We start from the raw sequence: 18,826 nt of genomic DNA on the forward strand, positions 1-18,826 counted from the left end.
TCGGGGAGATTAGACCGTAATCACTCCGTTCTCATCGGTCAGCGTTCGGAAATTAAGCAAGATTGAAAACAAAGAAAAGAGGACTTTTATATGAACAGATATGATAGCAGAACTGCCAAATGGCAGCAACGAGGTAAAGAAGAAGCGAGGATGAACAAGACGGAGTTCATCAAGGTAAGATGCACCTTAGAGGAAAAGCAGCGCATCAAGTCAAAGGCGGAAAGCACAAGACGGAAGTTCTCAGACTACTGCCGTGAAATACTCCTTAATGGAGAAGTGGTTGCCATTCCTAAGATGACGGACAATGAGAGAGAAGCCATTGCCATTCTCCAGCATACGGGCAGGTTCTATGGGCAGATTTCCAACCTTATTAAAGTCAAGGATGAGAGATGGGTACATATCACACAGAACCTTTCGCTATGTGCCAAAGAAGCATTTAAGCGATTTTACGACCCGCATTTTCGTGTGGACGACGAAATATATAAGGTCTTAAATATGTCAAGAGATGATAGGAAAATGTAAGGCGATAGCGCACGGCAGCACGGCTTTAGACTATATCTTCAGAGAGGGCAAGCTTGGCTATCGATTTGCCTTCCACAATCTTTGCAGCCGGGAGCCAAAGGCTATCTATGAGGAAATGAAAGTGGTCAGCGATTACAACAGTCGTTGCAGGAACAAGTTTCTCCGTATCGAAATAGGCATCGCACCGCAGGACGAGAAAAAGCTGTCAGTGTCCGAACTCATGTGGATAACCCATTTATTTGCCAAGCAAATGGGACTTGACAACCACCAATGGGTGGCGGTAACGCACAAGGATACCGACAACAGACACATTCACATCATTGCCAACCGCATCAGTTTGTACGGAGAGGTCTATGATACTACTTTTGTGAGCAATAGGGCAGCAAGGGTGGCGGAAGAAATCAGCAGGGAGAAACACTTGACTATCGCAAAGGAGGTCAAGGCGAAAAAGCAGCATCAGGAGCCAAAAGCCAGTCCAATAAGAGAGCAGACAAAACAGCAAGTACAACAAATCTGCTATGCCCTGCTTGACAAGTACAAAGGTATGGGTATTACTGGGCATTCCATGTTCCTTTACGAGTTGAACAAGAACGGCATCGCGATAGAGCGCATGAAGAACAAGCAGGGCAAGGTCTATGGCTTGAAGTTCTCATACACAGGACAATCATTCAAGGCATCCGAAATCGGCAGGGAGTTTGGCTACCGTTCCTTGCAGAAGAACTTTGAATCGACCAACAAAGAAGAATCAAAGATATTACGTCAAACAGTACAAGAGCCAACTGAAAAGAACGAACAACCTAATGCAGATTATCAACTTGTACCCAAAAGCCGTTCCACTGTCTCACGAGACTATGCCACCCCACAAGTGCAGAACTCCATTGGTGCGGTGGCAGACACCATCGTTAGCGCAGCCGATGAAGCGGTGGAAGGGTTAGGCGATTTGATTACACCAAGTACACAAGGCAATGACTTAACCGAAGCTGCATGGCAGCGCAAACTCAGATACCAAGCTAACAGAAAGAAGAAACGTGGAAGGGGATTATAACTCACGCCTGAACAAAATGCAGAAAGAAGAATATCTCATTAAAAATGCTTGTTATTCGGTAACAAAGTATTATCTTTGCAGACGGAATAACAAGCGTTCTTTGTTAGGCAGAAAACAGCGAAGCCAAGTAGCTCGCTCGTTTCTAAATCGTTACCTATTTAGTTTTACCAACAAGGTAACTTCTTTATTCTCAATAAGTTGTATTTTAAGAATTATCTTGCTGTTCAATATACGCCCTTTTGATAACATGAATGTAATGTGTTGAATTTCAAAATATTGCAGTGTACAATAAAGAAACTAAAAAGTGAAAAGTTTCGGGAGTCTAAATTTATGGATCATTCACACTATAAAGGATACTTCAATCAGTTTGTTGAGAAAGGAAGTAGTGGTAATCCTGCTTGATTCTTGACCGTTCCCAACTGGAAATTATGGTAACAGTAACGCACATTAACGGGTTTTGTAATGCCAAGTGATGTCAGTACAAACTTACCATTATGGAGGTATTGTGCTTGGGCAGGATGGTAAACCCCATCGTTACCAGCTATCTCAAACCCTTCATACGAAGTTGCTGCAGCTATTCCGTTGTAAGTATCTTTGAGATATACATAGCAGCTGTCTTGATGTATTTCCACTCTGTCAAGGCTTGGACAACGATAGTAGATGTTCTCAAATCCGTAATCACGTGCAGCTGCAGTCATAGCAAGACGTTCACCAATCTGTCGTTTCTGGCAGGGGTGTATCTGGTCAGCTTCACTTGGATAAACCAAGTCGTTTGTCCCTATAAGCACCGTGTTGCTGACGTTCTGTGCAACACGTTGTTGCTGCATACGGAGCAAAGCGGCTTCAGTACCATGAATATTACCAAAGCTATATGGCGTTATCTCGACAAAGTAAAATGGAAGATTAGACGATCGGAATCCCTTGCGCCATTGACTGATGAGCTGTGTTAGTCGTTCGCCATAAACCTCTGTCATGTGACCAACGTTGCTTGATCCTTGGAAAAAGAGGATGCCTCGCACGGTGAAATTTAGAATGGGATGGAAGGTTCCATTGCCCCATAACAAAGGGCGTAACCACGCTGTAGGGTACTGTCTTACGATGTCAGCGGAATCAGTAGGCTCATTGGTATGCTGTTTGAGATAATCCTTTTCAAGCCAGCTCTCTACTCTTGTTCCCCCTTTATTGGCAAGAATAAGTCCGATGGGCATATCAATCATTTTATGCAAGCGGCAGGCAAAGAAATAACCTATAGCACTGCACTCATTGGCTGTATTTGGATTGACTATTTCCCAATGGCATTCTGCATCATCTTGAGGCGTTGTGCGCATTGTAGCAGGGATTTTCGTATAACGTATTCCCTGAATGTTTCCTGCTTCGGCAATTGCTTCTTGATAGCCTTCTATAGGGCAGTCATTGAAGCCTTTCAGTGGCATCTCCATATTGCTCTGTCCTCCACAAACCCATACTTCACCAGAGAGGATATTATGAAGTGTTATAGAGTTTCCCTCACTAAAAGTAATACTCAAGGGTGTATAACCACCTTTTGGAGTTCGCACACGAAGATTCCATCGTCCATTTTTGTCGGCTTTCACGACCTGCTTATTGCCCCATGATGGCTTAATACTCACACATGCTTGTGGAGTAGCCCACCCCCATAACTGTACGTCGGTTTGCTGTTGCAATACCATATTGTCACAAAGAATATGTGGCAATCGAACCTTGGCAGTAGCCGAGAAGCTTACCATTAACATAAGCAGAGAAATGAAAATACTCTTTTGCCTTATCATCCTTAATTCGTATTTTTATTGTTAAAGAGTTAGGGAGAAGCTAACAAGATTTACCTCGTTAGAATCTCCCCAAACTATTATAGCTATTAGTTACGTGTTATAACATCTTCAGAGTTCATGGCAGCCTTCCACCAATCATCAGTAGCATGTGTGCCTCCATACCATGGCATGAACCAACTCCACTGTGCATCACCCTTCCATTGTGCAGGAATATCGGTCACTGTGCCACACTCCGTGAGCGAAATCATCTTCGTAGGATAACGGTAGGCGAGGGAGTTGAAGCGTTCAGCCATTTGTTCGGCAGAGACGGCAACGCCATCCTTCCCATATACATCAGAGCCAATGATATCAACATATTCATCGCCTGGATACCATGCTGCATCATTCCCTTCGGATGTCCATACCCAAATAAGGTTATTGATACCTTTCTGCTTAAAGAAGTCATACATGGTACGCCAGAGTTTCACATAGGATACTGCAGAACCATTACCCCACCAAAACCATTTACCTGCTGCCTCATGAAGAGGACGCCAGAGAACTGGAATATTAGCTTGCTGCAATTGCTGGAGATAAGGTACAATCTTCTCTAAATCTGATTTCATAAAACGATTTGCCCACGTTCCTTCAGTTACAGCATCATCAAGAGTGAAGTCATTCTTTGCTGCATAGAAGTCATATTTCACTGTTCCTGCAGCCTCAACAGTAATGCCTGTGACCGTATAGTCGTGACCACCTATGATAAAGCCGTTGGCACGCATCTCGTTAAGGGTAGTTTGGTCGAGTGTCATTGAGTAGCTATTGCCACTGATATCGAAGTAATCCCAATTCTTCCCGCTTTCGTCTATAAAGCCTACCCAGCTACTATTCTTGATAGAGCCTTGTGCTCCAGACTTCACATTGGTAATCTTTACTACCAACTTACTTCCTATAGATGCATTGGCTAAAATATCTTTTGTAGCCTGTGAGGTAAGTTGTATATTTCCGCTCCAGTCGGCTGGCATAACCTTGTTAGGACCACCATAAAGCACTACTGGTACGCTTGAGGCGTATGGATTAGATGTCGGAACGTTCCAGTGCCAACCAATGGTAACGATTCCACCTGCGTTATGCCAAGACTGTACAGGAGTAATATCTGCATAATCTATCCAACCACCATGATGACTTGATTGTAGGTGTATATAGTCATATCCGTTGATAGCTGGATACTTACCTGTAAGCTGATGTACTCTTTCGGCATTCTTGTTATTCCATGCAACATCAGCCATTGTTGCAGAGAAAGTCTTTTTCCCATAGTTATCAACAAGTTTCTGGTAGAGGGCTTGGGTTTCAGCTGTGGCATTGGTATTGACTGGAGCATTGGCAATATGTTGTGTTTGGGCAACAAGAGTAGTCTTTACCATTGGTGCAGCTTTGTGGTTAGGTCCAGTTACAACACCTTCTGGGATAACAAGCTCATAACTTTTACCACGACTGATATTTGCCATAATAAGTAATTGATGTGATGAACCCAGTACATTGGCACTAACAACAGGTGATCCGTTGAGCGTGATCTTACTATAATCGGCTGATGAGAAGAACACATTCTTATCGTATGAAACGATAATAGAGTCAAGTCCCGCCTTGATGTTAGTTTCGGGATTGACACCTGTAAATGTAGGAGCATCGACATCAGCAATATAATGCTCTACACTATCACTGCACGCAGTAGCTGTCAAAGATAATAACGCTAAGGATGCGATATAGAGTTTGTTGGTAAACATAATAACTTTTTCTTTTTAGTTTGACATATAAAAGGTAGTTAGGGAATATTGCCCTTATAGGAATCATTTATCCCCCAGCTACTTTCCTGTTCTTTATTTAATCGGAACTACTCTCACGTTGTCAATATCTAATTCTGGCGTACAGTCGGTTCCTTCTATACCTCCATTCCATAGGAAGAAAGAGAAGCCTGTCATACGATTCTTCGCAATAGTCTTACCAGCAGGCTGCCCTTCATGGGTTTTATTAAAGGATGAGAAAGGAATCGTTACTGTAATCCAACCATCGTTTGTGTTGAATGTTCCAGTTCCTTGCCAAGGTGTCCATAAGCCACGAGGAAGGTCTGTATTGTTATTGTATTGACTGTTAGCTGTAGGGAAGGTTACGTCCTGATTACCTGTAAAGATAAGCTGTAATGACGATGCGCTCCATGCAGCAGTAGTGGGTACACGGCATTCAAACTTTAAAGCAAGATCATTGATGTCGCACGTATCTAACATATTGGCAAAACTTGGAATAGAGGTCAATTCAGGGAATCCTGCTGATGGCTCTGGCCAGTAATTTATTGAGAAGTCATCTTCATTCCATGTTGCACCAACCTTTCCCTGCATTGATGATCCACCAAGATAAAGGTAGCTACCATCAATACCGCCTGTGCGTATCTTACCAGAACGCCAGCCATGACCAGAGGTGAGACCACCATGTGAACCATCAAAGTCAAACAAAATGTTTCGAGAATCTTTATACACAAAGTTCGACTTACTATTGCCATATACTGATTCTACATATACTCTACCACTCTGTGCCCCTGAAGGTACGGTGAAAGTGATACTATTCTTAGATATTGACTTAATGTCACTTACTGGCAAAGTCCCATCATTAAACTTAATCTGCAATGGTTTATAAGGGTCTTGAATGAAGTAGTCACCAGTGATTGTTACCTCATCGCCAGCGGCAGCATATTCACAACTCATAGCAGAGACGGTTGGAGCTGGTACAATAACATGAAAGTTATATGTAGTAGTGTCACCTGACTCATTAATCATATAAATCTTATCGGTTACCGCAGAAGGAATATTCTTGGGAATATCAACCAGCAAGGTATTGTCAGTGATATAGCTTGAATTGAGCAATGCTTCTTGGTCATTAAAGAGAAGCTTACGAACGCTGCGTAAGTTCTTACCTACGAGGCAGACCGTTGTTTGCATATAACTCTTCGTAATAACAGAGTCTGCACTGACAGGAAGTCGAACATACTGTACCTCTGGAGTCCCACTGGTTGGTTTGTATTCGTCTGGTTGGTCTTGACAGGAGAAGAGACCAAAGGTGGTCACAACAGACAATGCCATCAGCGTAAAACGCATATTATTGAGATATTTCATTATTACTTATGTTTAAGTTCGATAAAATTGATAATTAGTAAGTGTACGCTGAACGTACATCAACATGCACAGAACCCTTCTGTAAATTACCATTAAACACGATGTCTTGACTTGGGAATGGTAATGTGAAAGTTTGTTCTGAAACGTTAGGAGCCTGTGTATCTGTTGCATAGTGCATTGTTGAAGGATCTACATTCCAGGCATGACTATCATAGTAGTTCTTGTAAAGAGTGTTCAAACCATAGAAGGCACCACGCTTCTGTTGTTTCAACTCTCTTATACTGCCTGCTACATCATAATAGCTACGACGTACAAAGTCATACCAACGATCGCCTTCGATAGCCAACTCTAAACGACGTTCCTTCCAAACATCCTCCCAAGATATGCTTGTTGGACGCCCTGCCGACCTAATAGCGCGACTGCGTACTTTATAGTAGGCGTCAATAGCACTGGCATCAGTAGTGCTACCATTATTACCTATGACAGCCTCTGCATAAATAAGATAAATGTCTGATAAACGGAGCACTGGTGTTGCCAAACTACTATGCATATTCGATGCAGATATACCATCTACAGCATAGGTCTTGTGGTCGTAGGCATCACCATAGAGGTGCTTCACACAGTTTGCACCTGTAGCACTCTGTAACCTACCTGGTCCACCAGCACCATATCCATTAGCATTATAAAGGAACTCCAGATAGTTGAAGCCTTTACGCCCACGATTGTCAGTCTTATCTGTCCAAAAGTAATCGTAGAAGTCGCCAGCCATCATCATCGTTGCTTTACGACGAGTGTCTACATCACTTCTTGTGGATGGGTCTTCTACAGGTGATACTCCAAAGGCTTCTTGCAAATCGATTGAAGGACCATTGTAACCACCCCAACAATCACCAAACTCATCAAATCCTTGCATTCCAAGATCGCTCTGAAGTGTGTTTTGTACGGTCCACATACTGGCATCAGCAGTCCACAACCATGAAAAGAGACACTCTCTATTGAGCGCATTTTGTAGACGGAAGACATCAGAATAGTTCGACATTAGTTCGCGTCCACTATTATCTATAACGTCTTTGGCATACATGGCAGCCTTGCTCAAATCGCCTGCATCTCGCTGTCCATTACTATTCGCTTTAACACCACTCTTATAAAGATATACCTTAGCCAGAAGCCCCTCGGCTGAATAGTAATCGATTCGACCTGGATTACCCTTACGAGGTAATAGTTCCATAGCTTTTTCCAACGTCATGATAATATAATCGTACACATCTGACTTTTGTACACGGCTCACCCTACTATATGAGCCATCAGCCAACATCTTTGAGTTATCGTGTATAATAGGAACATCACCAAACGAACGAACGAGGAAGAAGTAAGCCATTGCTTTCCATGCAAGACATTCACCCATACACTGGTTCTTGACTACCTGAGATGCTGATGCACCCTTCAGATTGTTGTAGACAGTATTGGCATGTGCAACAACCGACCAAAGAGAGTTAGACATATTTGTGAGGTCTTCATCAGTACTGTTGACCGTGAGTGTCATATACGGACTTGAACTCCAATAGTAGTTACCAGACATTACCTCACCTACCTTAATAAATCCTCTTTGGAAGTCATACCAAGGAGAGTTGTAAAGGTAGTTGACTCCTTGCACACACTGATTGTCATCCTTATAGAAGGTTCCTGCATTATAGGAGTCCTCTGCTGGGCGATCAAGAAAATCGTTGCATGACGACATTAGGACTGTTCCCGCAGCAAAAGCACATGCTATATATAGATATTTAATTGTTTTCATTTTGATAAGTTTGTTATGTTAGAAACTTAAACTCAGACCGAACGAATAGGTTGTTGGTGATGGATAACGACCATTATCTACACCATAAGAGTAACCGTTTATATCGGCTGTACTTGCACCAATCTCTGGGTCATAACCATCGTAACCCGTGATGGTCAGCAGGTTCTGTATGTTCATATATACACGAACATTCTCCATTCCGAACTTTGTAATCCACTTCTTTGGGAGAGTGTACCCCAGCGAGATATTCTTCAAGCGAATATAGGAACCATCTTCTATGTAACGATCGCTGATAACATCATTGTCATTAGGGTCAGTGATGGTAGCACGAGGGATATTCGTTCCAGGGTTTGCTACACGTATATTGTTAACATCGTTATACCAATAGTTACCTGCAGGATATGTCTTTGAAGGGTTGATTGGTTCTAAACGTGCGCGCCCTGTAACATCCTTGAGCTGATTACTCCACAAAGTATTCATGTGGGTAAGCTTCATCTTCATGTAGTTATACACTTTGTTACCATAGGAGCCATTGATAAAGATGTTAAGATCGAAGTTCTTATAGTGGAAAGTATTGGTCCAACCAAAAGTAAACTTTGGCATTGGCGAACCTAAGTTGGTCTTGTCATAATCATCTATCTTACCATCTGGCTTACCATCAGGTCCACTAATATCCTTGAATTTTAAATCGCCTATCCATGGAGTTGTATTACGTTCAAAGCTCTTGCCATCAGCAGGATACTTTGCCGTCTTAGGAGAGGTCTCTAAATCGGCTAAGTCTTTATAGACACCATCTGTAACAAAACCATAGAAGCTGTAGAGTGATTCACCTACATTCGACAAACTAACAACATCATTCCATTGTCCATAACCAACGATTGCTGCATTCTGTGTACCCGAGAGAGCAACCAGCTTATTCTTGTTCCATGATATCTGGAACTCTGAATCCCACTGGAAACGTCCTACTAATGGATGCGTATTCACTGTAAGCTCAAGACCTGTATTGCGAATGGTTCCATAATTTCCGTATGGAGGTGCTAAAACAGATGATACATTACCCGATGTACCCATATAAGAAGGAAGCTGGAGTGGCATCAACATATCCTTTGACTCCTTACGATACCAATCAAGCGTAAGATTAACTCGATTATTCAGTAATCCGAGGTCGAGTCCGAGATTCCATTGTTCTTGGCTTTCCCATTGTATATCAAGATTCGGAATATTATCAGGACGATATGACTTACCCAATAATGTTGGCATAGCCTTCATAAGTGTACCCCACTTGTAAGAGCCAATAGCTGAGTTACCAGTTTGTCCCCATCCTGCCCTCAACTTACCATTTGTAATATATTGGTTAAGGAAACTCTTCTTGAAGAAACTCTCATTGGTAAAGCGCCATGATGCTGCAAACGAGTGAAATCCTGCCCATCGCTTGTTAGGACCGAAGTTGGAACTACCATCATAACGATAAGTATAAGTGGCATTATAACGATCGTTGAAAGCGTATGTAAGACGTGTGAATACTGATGCCATAGCTGAACTACCGAAGCCAACACCAATTGATGGAGTACCAGTACCTAAAGCTGGATTGTTTATAGTATTGGCTGGCAGATTAGTATTCTCGGTACGATTGTTATCATACTTACTTTCCCACATTTCCTGACCAAGCATTGCAGAGAAGCTATGCTTACCTATTGTGTTTGAATAGGTTATATAGTTCTTTAACTGCCAGAATGTTCCTGTACCTTTCTGAACCGATGCAGAGTTGATACTACGCTTCCAACTTCCTAAGTCAACTGTTGGGAAGAAACGAAGACCACGATCAGCACTAAGGTCATAGCCTAACTCTGCATGCCATACTAAGTGCTTGATAGGTGTAACTTCAAAAAACAGGTTTCCATTAAGTTTGCGACGTTCAAGTTTTATTTGGTTTAACATAGCCATCGCAATAGGATTAGGATTGGTGAACCCTTCCTTTGAAACTGATGAATAGCTTCCGTCTAAATTATAAATAGGAATGTCAGGAGGAGTCGTTAACGAATAGTTGATAATACCTTGATCACTATCAGCCAACTTCAAATTGTCATTTGTGGAGGAGAAATTAGTACTCAAGCCCATCTTCAACCACGATTTCAGTTGTGCATCCAAGTTAACACGCATACCAAGACGATTGAACTCACTACCTATAATGGTTCCCTCTTGATTCATATAGTTGGCTGAAACATAGTACTGTATCTTATCAGAACCTCCTTGCGCAGAAATCTGGTGTGAATGTTGGAAAGCTGTTCTGAAGATAGCATCTTGCCAGTTTGTTCCTTTTCCTAACAAAGATGGATCTGCATAATGCTTGTCTGCTTCATCTTTATTAATCTGACCTGTCGTAACAAAGTCGTTGTAATAATCAGCAAACTCACGAAGATTCATAATGTCTAACCGACGGTTCTGACGACTCCATGCCATCATACCATCGTATGAGAACTTTGCTTCACCCGCCTTTCCACGACGTGTTGTAATAAGAACTACACCATTGGCACCCTGTGCTCCATAGATAGCTGTAGCAGAAGCATCCTTAAGAATCTCCATTGAGACAATGTCATTCGGATTGATTGTGGAGAGGGGTGATATAGTTGACACCTTACCATTTCCCAAGGCATCACCCAAACCATAGGATGAACCACTGGCACCACTACTCTGAATAATCACACCATCAATAACATAGAGTGGTTCAGCATTGGCATTAATGGTGGCTTGTCCACGAACACGAATACTTGATGAGGTACCAGGAGCACCCGAAGTACTCGTAGCGGTAACACCAGCAGCACGTCCCTGTAAAGTTTGGTCGAGTGAGGTAACTATGGAACCACGCAATTTCTTCTCATCCATCGTAACCGAAGCACCAGATACATCGCTCTTCTTCATAGAACCATAACCAACAACAACGACTTCATTAAGAGAGACATTGTCTTCTGATAGTGTAACTTGATAAGTCGACTGTCCTGTGACCTTCACCTCTTTTGTCACATAACCTACGTATGAAATAACGAGCGTACTTCCAGTCTTCACCGAAAGCAAAAAGTTTCCGTCAAGGTCGGTAACCGTAGCATTGTTTGTTCCTTTCTCCTTTACTGTAGCACCAATAATAGCTTCCTTACCATCAGTAACTTGTCCTGTAATCTTTAGAGTCTGCTGTGTAATAGAATTTACAGCCCTTACACCTGCTGCTTGTACATGTGGCGAATGTCCAAGCATTGTAAGTGCTAAACAGCTTACAACTAATGTAGTCTTTTTGTTATTTAATTCCATTATAATTGGGGTTTAGATAGTTCTTCTTTAATTAACCATTATGATTTTCTTGCCTTATAGGGTAGAGACTCATATGTTAAATTGCTGTTACACAACGTTTTTAGTTTCTTATTTGTATTCATCTTTCCTCTGTATTCTTTGATTCCAGATGATAAACTTTTGTTCAATTTAGGTTATATATTCAATGCTATTTAGCAAAAGAATAACTTCGGTGCAAAGATATATTTAATTTAGGAATAGTTATTGTATTATTTTGTTGGTTACTGATACTATATTGATAACCTTTTATCAAGAGCAATTTTCTTATGAAAAAATGCTATATTATATGACTGTTTTTGTCTTTCATAGTGGTTGGAATGTAGAAAAACAGGGAAAAACAAGTCCTTTTTCTCCAAGTCTTACAAGTTTTTTATTGGGAAATGATGCTCTTTGGATCATCAAACAAAGTGCTTTTTGAAGCATTGCAGAATAAAGAAAGGGAAAAACCCTCGCTCGTTTATAGCTCGTAACCCATTTATTCTTTATTCATTTCTACCCCTGTTGATTATCTGAAAGATACAATATTCTTGAGTCTTTTGCGGGCTTATTCCTCATTATCGTGTTGTTATTGCTATCACAAAGGTACATATTTTCAGGCAAAACACAACTTCTCTGACTTATATACTGACGATGAAATTGTTGTTGTTGCTACCATAAAGGTACATAATTTTAGGTAAGTTACAACGCTAATAATGCTATTTAATGACACTTTCTCTTGCTGTTTAATAAGAAAATAATTAACTTCGCAGATGTTCTGATATAATTAAAACAAGGTGAGTAGACGCCGATCTACTCACTTAGAAGAATCTATTATGCGGAGACTTGCTATATTATTAATAGTGCTCTTGACGGCTGTCTTGGCTTTTGCTGACGGTCGCATTAAGGTGGCATGTGTGGGTAACAGCGTTACATGGGGCTATGGTTTGACCAACAGGGAGGCTGAGTGTTACCCTGTGCAGTTGCAGAGGATGTTAGGAAATAAGTATGATGTGCGTAATTTCGGACACTCTGGTAGTACGCTTTTGAGCCACGGTCACCGTCCATATATCGACCAGCAGGAGTATAAGGAGGCGTTGGCTTTCAAGGCAGATAGGGTTATTATCCACTTAGGACTCAATGACACGGACCCGAGAAATTGGCCGGAATACGCCGAAGAGTTCAATGCTGACTATATAAAACTCGTCAACTCGTTCCGCAGAGTGAACCCAAAAGCACAGATATGGATATGCTTGATGTCGCCAATCTTCGAACGTCACCCTCGCTTCGAGAGTGGAACAAGGGACTGGCACACGCTTATTCAGCAGCATATCAAGCAGGTGGCAGTGGCAGAGAACCTCCCGTTAATCGACCTTTATACGCCTCTTCACAGTCGTCCCGACCTCTTTTCCGATGCGCTCCACCCCAATGCTGAGGGCGCAAAGATCATTGCCGAGACCGTTTATAAGGCTCTGACAGGTAATTATGGAGGTCTTTCTCTTGCGCCATTCTATACCGATGGGATGGTAATGCAGCGTGATGTACCGATCAGCTTTCGTGGTCTTGCCAATGTGGGGAGCGTTGTCAAGGTCACTTTCGAGGGTCAGAGCCAGTCAACGACAGCGGCTACAGACGGCACATGGAGCATTCGCTTCCCTGCTCATGAGGCTGGCGGACCTTATAAAGCGGTGATAATCGCAGGGAAAGAGAAGCTGATTTTGAGGGATATATACGTTGGTGAGGTGTGGTTGTGTTCGGGGCAATCGAACATGGAATTGCCCGTTTCTGCCGTACAAAGTCGTGAGCAAGACCTCTCGGAGGCTGATCAACAATCGTTGATCCACCTTTTTAATATGCCAACACGCTATCCGACGGATGCAAAGAGTTGGTCTTTAGCGGTGTGCGATTCGGTGAATAGGCATCAACTTCTGCGTGTTGGACCCTGGAAAAACTGCTCGCACGAGTCGTTGTCGGGCTTCTCTGCGGTGGCATATCACTTCGGTAAGACTTTAGCGGATAGTCTACAAGTGCCCATCGGACTGATTTGTAATGCCGTGGGAGGCACTACCACCGAGTCATGGATCGACCGATCAACGCTCGAAAGGGCTTTCCCAGCCATCTTGCGCAACTGGTTTCATGGCGACTTCGGTATGAAGTGGGCGCGAGAACGTGCCTTGCTGAATGTCGCCAACAGCACGAATCCATTGCAGCAGCACCCTTATTCGCCTGCATATATGTACGAAACGGGCATGACGCCATTGTCGGGTTATGCGGTGAAAGGCGTTGTGTGGTATCAAGGAGAGTCGAATGCGCATAATATCGAACTGCATGAACGCCTTTTCCCATTGCTTGAGAAGAGTTGGCGTAACTTCTTCCACCAATCGAATCTACCCTTTTATTTCGTACAATTATCTAGTCTGAACCGTCGTTCTTGGCCGCGTTTTCGCGATTCACAAAGGCGTATGGCATCCCAATTAGAGCACACTTGGATGGTGGTAACAACCGACTTGGGCGATTCACTCGATGTGCATTACACGAATAAGAAACCCGTTGGTGAGCGATTGGCAATGCAGGCTTTGCACCATAGCTATGGGCGAAATATCACGTCCGAGGGGCCTGTTATAGAACAAGTGGAGCCTGTTGATGGAGGGTTGTTATTGACCTTCTCGAATGCAAAAGGGCTCCACGCCACGGGTAACCGATTGATTGGTTTTGAATTAGCAGGTGCCGATGGCATCTATTATGAAGCGCAAGCAATGATAGAGAATAGCAATCAGGTGCGTGTGACCAATGCGCTTTCAGTGCCCCATCCTGTTAGTGTTCGTTATGCTTGGCAGCCCTTTACTCGTGCCAACTTAGTTAATGACAAGGGGTTACCGTGCAGCACATTTGAAATAGAGGAACATTAGAACAGAGTACATAGTAGGGGATAGTTAAGGCAGAGTAACATATTAACAGAGGTGTTGGTAACGGATTCTTTCGACAGAAGAAATGTGTTTTAACGACAGAGTAACATATTAACAGGGAGATTAGTAACAGAGTATTAGATAGGAAGTATATCATGAATAGAACTTGGTGGAACGCATTTTTATCACGGAAGGAATATAATGAACAGAACTTAATGGGAATACAGAGTTCCTAAAGGATCATGGGCGTGTACAGGAGCTGATGCCATTGCGTAATTCAAGAAAGCCTCTTCTTCATTTGAAGAAGGCGTTTCTTCATAACGAAGAGAGGCTTTCTTCACATCAAGGAAACGCCCCCTTTGTTTTAAGGATACCTTTTCCTAACCTGCTCCCGCTAGGCACTCCTCCCCTTGGGGGAGGCTGGGAGGGGTTATTCCATTCGGAGAATGGTTTGGGGGAGAGGCTTCAAACTAGGGACAGATGCCCTCGTATGTCCGCTTTTTCATTCCTTCGTGGCATCTCATCAGGCAACATCCCCTTCCTCTGAGGGGCTTTGGGCGGCTTTCACTGGCTGCGTTCTGGCGGACAGACGAGGGCGTCTGTCCCTACTTTGTGGCTTCATTGGGATAAGAAAAAACATCCTAACTAATTTCTGCTAAGCACTTCTCCCCCTTGAGAGAGGCTGGGATGGGGTTCCATCCAAAGGCGTCTGTCCCTACTTTGAAAACTCTCCTTCGTTCCTTTTTCGGGTTCCCTCACCTCTACTCCTTAAACAACTTTTGTGCAAAGGTGGTTAGATAGATGCGCCAGTTACGCCAAATGTGACCGCCATCGGTCTCGAGGTAGGTGTAAGGATGATGCTTGGAATCGAGGTAATGACGTAAGTCTGCATTCTCTTTATATAGGAAGTCGGTGTTGCCGATACCCATCCAAAGGAGCTTAGGAGAGTGCTTGAAGAGGTTGTCAACCTTGCTTTCCGGATCCTTGTATATCGGTGATGAGATCTCTTTCTGACGAGGTTTAATGGCTGCAGAAAACAGTCCGATGTAATCGAAGGAACTGGGGTTATTGATGGAGATGTACAATGAGTGGAATCCTCCCATTGATAAACCTGCGATTGCCCGGTGCGCCTTATCCGCCTTTACTCGATAGTTTCGTTCAACGAAATTAACCACATCTTGAAAGGCAGCCTCAAAGTTTCCATCCATCGTCTTAGGCAGTTGCATGGATGGAATCTTCAGTCCTTCGGAAGTCTCACCAGGTGCTGCTTCCTGCGAAATGTTGCCATTTGGCATCACAACAATCATTGGTTTCGCCTTGCCGGAAGCAATGAGATTATCCATAATCTGCGTTGCCCGACCTAGTTCCGACCACGCATTTTCATCGCCGCCCATACCATGTAAGAGGTAAAGAACGGGATATTTCTCCTTACTCTGTTCGTATCCTGCAGGTGTATAGATGGTTAGGCGGCGTGTCATATTAGCCGTTGGACTCTTATACCAAGTCTTTAAAACGGTGCCATGAGGTACATTCTGCACCTGATATAAGCCGTCAACACCTCCCTTAACCATAAAGATACTGAAGGTACTAGAGACATCTCGGATTGCATAAACATTGAGTGGATCGGTCACCTTGACGCCATCAACGAGGATATTATACATGTAGAGCTCTGGTTGAAGTGGTGCAGAAGTGAATGACCACACGCCCTTTTCATTCTTTTTCAAGGTTTGTGGACCTCGGCGTTCAGATTCTCCTTGCTCGGTCTTCACCTTCTCTATAGGGAGAAAATCGCCCACAATCTCCACCTTTTGAGCCTCGGGAGCAGCGACATTAAAGGTTGCGGAGTTGTTAGCATTTACCACTGGCGATGCCAGAGGAGCCTTGTTCCAATCGAGCGCTTGCTGTGCGAATCCCGTTGCAGCAGCCATTGTGCAGGCAAGGGATAAGATAATTTTTCTCATACCAGTGATGTTTTTTATGATTGATAATTTGTTCTCTCAGCTTCTAAAGACCCTCTTCTGGGTCAGATATACAGCTCATTATAAATACGATTGATTGTTTACAAAGGTACAAAAAATAATGGTTAGTATGTCAGGAGTTTGTAGGCAGGAGTGAAGAAGAATGCCAATTTTAACAAAAATAAGTCTCACGTGCGATATTGTTAACGCTTAATAATTTCCATTGGAAATTTGGTTGTATCGGAAAAAGTACGTATCTTTGCATCGTTTTCCATAGGAAACAATATTAAAAGAGTAATTCTTTAAGGATGCTCGAAACCTTTAAGTAATAATAAAAATAGGTAATATTAAAAGAATATGAAGCGTAAATCGACACTTGCATTAGCCTTCATGCTATTAGGAATGACGGCATGCACTGCAAATAGTAAGCCTGCCAGTGGTGCTGATAATGGTACAACTGGGGGGAAGACAACGGAACAAACAAATACAAATAACCATAACGAAGGAAAGGAAACAGAAATGAATGTAACTGAAATGACCGCTGAGATGTTTAAAGAGAAGGTGATGGACTATGAGAAGAACCCACAGTCTTGGGTTTTCAAGGGTGACAAGCCCGTCATAGTAGACTTCTATGCGACATGGTGCGGACCCTGTAAAGCAACAGCTCCAGTGCTTGAAGAGGTAGCAGGAGACTATGCCGGTAAGATCGACGTATATAAGGTTGATGTCGATAAACAGCCTGAATTGGCTTCTCTCTTTGGCATTCGTTCAATCCCATCATTGCTCTTTATCCCTAAAGAAGGTAAGCCCACAATGCAGACGGGAGCAATGAATAAGCCACAGTTCGAGGAAGCTATCAAGTCAACCTTGCTGAAGTAAGGGCATAGAAGGGGCTAATGAATAGTGAATGTATTCGTAAGATCCGTGATATATCACGTGTTGTAACCGTCTTCGAAACCGACTTGCAGCAGCGAGTGGGGCTGAATATCAATGAGGCTGCACTGCTTTGTTTGCTCTCCGAACACGATGATTCCATGTTAGCAAGTGAGATTGCTGATGAGCTGGAGATGACTCGTTCGAATGCTTCGAAGGTGATTGCAGCACTTGAGAGATGCTCGTTGATTCGTCGCCGAGCCTGCTCGGAGGATGGACGGTGCCAACGATTCCACATTACCAAACATGGTTTAGAGAAGTTGGCACAGATACATTGCGATTCGATTGTGGTTCCTGAAGGATTGAAAGGACTTATCGAGTAGTTGCTTGATAGGTCCTTTTAAAGTGGTAAAATGGTGGCAGTTCTATTTAAGCAAGTGTATTTTATCTATTAAACGATAGCTTTTACTGCCGAATGATTGACGTATATCAAAAAGTAAGGGAAGCTCTTCTATCTTTCTGAAACTATGACAATGACTATCAATTATTTGTAGTATCTTTGCGAAAGAAGAATTGGAAAAGTTAGAGATGAGTAGTAATATACTACCATTCTCATCTTCTTTGATTAAATAACTAGTGATAGTTTCAAAAGAAGAATTGGTTTATTAAGATTAGATTAATTATTGTTCAAGAGAGACACGTTAGACTGTCTGTCGACAGTCAAGGGGAGGCATAATTACAGGTAACTGTAGCTATGCCTCCTCTCATTATATATTACTTTCGCTAAAAAGAGCTTTTCGCTTAACAGCCAGAGCCATCCAAACGGCAAGAAGCTGCTGCGGGTGCATCATCAAGATGAATACCAGCCTCCTCGGGAGATAGCGTCACGGTGCCATCTTCAAGTAGGAAACAAGGAATACCAGCGTAGCCATGCTTCTTCGCATCGTCGAAAACAGGGCTATTATCACGTAGACGGAGGAATTCCTTGAGGTTTCTTACGTGTGCACCAATGTCTATCACTTCATAACGATGGTCTCCTTTTACATGCTTGTCAACGGCTGTGCAGTCCGGACAAGTGCTCATTCCATATATCTTTATCATGTTTCTTTGTTTTTATTAAACGCTTGATTATTAATTAAAAAAACTTTGTTTAGTGATTACAAATCTTTGTTGTATCCACTGTGAAGCCGTCAGTTGCAGGTATAAATTTGCCTTTTTTTGTAAGGAAATCAACTAATTCTGTTGCATTCATGCCCTCTCGAGAGCAGGTGTGAAACTCCTCCTCTGGTCCGAAATGCTCAATGATTACTTTTACTAAATCCTCTTTTGTTTTGTAACTATTGCCCTCCATCATGTGGAGAACATCATGTCCATGTGCCATATTATTGATAGTTTGATATGTTTATAATAGTTGCCAAAGAAAGAATCTCTGTACATTATATGTACTAACAAAGGTTATGCCATTAAAAGTATTAACCTCTT

At 42.7% G+C, this 18,826-nt stretch carries 13 protein-coding genes; 5 read left to right on the plus strand and 8 right to left on the minus strand.

All coding sequences use genetic code 11. The annotated features are described in order from the left end of the window. Positions 1–90: 90 nt before the first annotated feature. Both D464_RS0111590 and D464_RS0111595 read left to right on the plus strand, forming a co-directional pair. Positions 91–522: a plasmid mobilization protein gene (locus D464_RS0111590; RefSeq protein WP_004384745.1), complete on the plus strand. Its 432-nt coding sequence runs from the start codon at positions 91–93 to the stop codon at positions 520–522. Continuing rightward, a complete protein-coding gene (locus D464_RS0111595; RefSeq protein WP_018911521.1) occupies positions 506–1,567 on the plus strand; it encodes a relaxase/mobilization nuclease domain-containing protein in 1,062 nt (353 codons plus the stop codon). The genes D464_RS0111590 and D464_RS0111595 overlap by 17 nt, the downstream gene beginning before the upstream one ends. A 362-nt stretch (positions 1,568–1,929) precedes the next feature. Here D464_RS0111595 and D464_RS0111600 read toward each other — a convergent pair whose 3' ends face one another. The 5 genes from D464_RS0111600 to D464_RS0111620 form a co-directional block, all read right to left on the minus strand. Continuing rightward, positions 1,930–3,354: a sialate O-acetylesterase gene (locus tag D464_RS0111600; RefSeq protein ID WP_244264095.1), complete on the minus strand. Its 1,425-nt coding sequence runs from the start codon at positions 3,352–3,354 to the stop codon at positions 1,930–1,932. A gap of 86 nt (positions 3,355–3,440) precedes the next feature. Beyond that, positions 3,441–5,114: a glycoside hydrolase family 26 protein gene (locus D464_RS0111605; protein ID WP_018911523.1), complete on the minus strand. Its 1,674-nt coding sequence runs from the start codon at positions 5,112–5,114 to the stop codon at positions 3,441–3,443. A 93-nt stretch (positions 5,115–5,207) separates the two neighbouring features. Then, positions 5,208–6,494, minus strand: a complete 1,287-nt coding sequence (locus tag D464_RS0111610; protein ID WP_018911524.1) for a glycan-binding surface protein — start codon at positions 6,492–6,494, stop codon at positions 5,208–5,210. A gap of 34 nt (positions 6,495–6,528) precedes the next feature. Next, complete coding sequence (locus D464_RS0111615) at positions 6,529–8,289, minus strand: RagB/SusD family nutrient uptake outer membrane protein (RefSeq protein WP_024985927.1); 1,761 nt, start codon at positions 8,287–8,289, stop codon at positions 6,529–6,531. A gap of 18 nt (positions 8,290–8,307) precedes the next feature. Beyond that, a complete protein-coding gene (locus D464_RS0111620; RefSeq protein ID WP_018911526.1) occupies positions 8,308–11,538 on the minus strand; it encodes a SusC/RagA family TonB-linked outer membrane protein in 3,231 nt (1,076 codons plus the stop codon). Positions 11,539–12,443: 905 nt separating this feature from the next. On the opposite strand from D464_RS0111620, the gene D464_RS0111630 reads away from it, so the two are divergent. Continuing rightward, a complete protein-coding gene (locus D464_RS0111630; protein ID WP_026284698.1) occupies positions 12,444–14,516 on the plus strand; it encodes a GDSL-type esterase/lipase family protein in 2,073 nt (690 codons plus the stop codon). A gap of 758 nt (positions 14,517–15,274) precedes the next feature. Here the strand turns inward: D464_RS0111630 and D464_RS0111635 are convergent. After that, positions 15,275–16,474 (minus strand): esterase, encoded by a 1,200-nt coding sequence (locus D464_RS0111635; RefSeq protein ID WP_024985930.1) that lies wholly within the window; start codon positions 16,472–16,474, stop codon positions 15,275–15,277. Between the two features lie 354 nt (positions 16,475–16,828). Between D464_RS0111635 and trxA the strand changes: the two genes are divergently transcribed. Together trxA and D464_RS0111645 are read left to right on the plus strand one after the other, a co-directional pair. Then, the gene (trxA, locus tag D464_RS0111640; RefSeq protein WP_018911530.1) at positions 16,829–17,350 is read left to right on the plus strand and encodes a thioredoxin; all 522 of its coding nucleotides are present in this window, start codon (positions 16,829–16,831) and stop codon (positions 17,348–17,350) included. Positions 17,351–17,367: 17 nt separating this feature from the next. Beyond that, positions 17,368–17,727 (plus strand): MarR family winged helix-turn-helix transcriptional regulator, encoded by a 360-nt coding sequence (locus tag D464_RS0111645; protein ID WP_018911531.1) that lies wholly within the window; start codon positions 17,368–17,370, stop codon positions 17,725–17,727. 418 nt (positions 17,728–18,145) lie between these two features. Here the strand turns inward: D464_RS0111645 and D464_RS0111650 are convergent, their stop codons facing one another. Both D464_RS0111650 and D464_RS0111655 read right to left on the minus strand, forming a co-directional pair. Then, positions 18,146–18,445, minus strand: coding sequence for a hypothetical protein (locus tag D464_RS0111650; RefSeq protein ID WP_018911532.1), 300 nt, complete (start codon positions 18,443–18,445; stop codon positions 18,146–18,148). A gap of 49 nt (positions 18,446–18,494) precedes the next feature. Continuing rightward, complete coding sequence (locus tag D464_RS0111655) at positions 18,495–18,725, minus strand: YecH family metal-binding protein (protein ID WP_018911533.1); 231 nt, start codon at positions 18,723–18,725, stop codon at positions 18,495–18,497. Positions 18,726–18,826 lie beyond the last annotated feature (101 nt).

Source organism: Prevotella veroralis DSM 19559 = JCM 6290 (assembly GCF_000377625.1).
GTDB lineage: Bacteria > Bacteroidota > Bacteroidia > Bacteroidales > Bacteroidaceae > Prevotella > Prevotella veroralis.

What these genes read in the sequence shown, in the direction of transcription:
- D464_RS0111590 (WP_004384745.1), top strand. Translation starts at nt 91, where the DNA reads ATGAACAGATATGATAGCAGAACTGCCAAATGGCAGCAACGAGGTAAA.
- D464_RS0111595 (WP_018911521.1), top strand. Translation starts at nt 506, where the DNA reads ATGATAGGAAAATGTAAGGCGATAGCGCACGGCAGCACGGCTTTAGAC.
- D464_RS0111600 (WP_244264095.1), bottom strand. Translation starts at nt 3,354, where the DNA reads ATGATAAGGCAAAAGAGTATTTTCATTTCTCTGCTTATGTTAATGGTA.
- D464_RS0111605 (WP_018911523.1), bottom strand. Translation starts at nt 5,114, where the DNA reads ATGTTTACCAACAAACTCTATATCGCATCCTTAGCGTTATTATCTTTG.
- D464_RS0111610 (WP_018911524.1), bottom strand. Translation starts at nt 6,494, where the DNA reads ATGAAATATCTCAATAATATGCGTTTTACGCTGATGGCATTGTCTGTT.
- D464_RS0111615 (WP_024985927.1), bottom strand. Translation starts at nt 8,289, where the DNA reads ATGAAAACAATTAAATATCTATATATAGCATGTGCTTTTGCTGCGGGA.
- D464_RS0111620 (WP_018911526.1), bottom strand. Translation starts at nt 11,538, where the DNA reads ATGCTTGGACATTCGCCACATGTACAAGCAGCAGGTGTAAGGGCTGTA.
- D464_RS0111630 (WP_026284698.1), top strand. Translation starts at nt 12,444, where the DNA reads ATGCGGAGACTTGCTATATTATTAATAGTGCTCTTGACGGCTGTCTTG.
- D464_RS0111635 (WP_024985930.1), bottom strand. Translation starts at nt 16,474, where the DNA reads ATGAGAAAAATTATCTTATCCCTTGCCTGCACAATGGCTGCTGCAACG.
- trxA (WP_018911530.1), top strand. Translation starts at nt 16,829, where the DNA reads ATGAAGCGTAAATCGACACTTGCATTAGCCTTCATGCTATTAGGAATG.
- D464_RS0111645 (WP_018911531.1), top strand. Translation starts at nt 17,368, where the DNA reads ATGAATAGTGAATGTATTCGTAAGATCCGTGATATATCACGTGTTGTA.
- D464_RS0111650 (WP_018911532.1), bottom strand. Translation starts at nt 18,445, where the DNA reads ATGATAAAGATATATGGAATGAGCACTTGTCCGGACTGCACAGCCGTT.
- D464_RS0111655 (WP_018911533.1), bottom strand. Translation starts at nt 18,725, where the DNA reads ATGGCACATGGACATGATGTTCTCCACATGATGGAGGGCAATAGTTAC.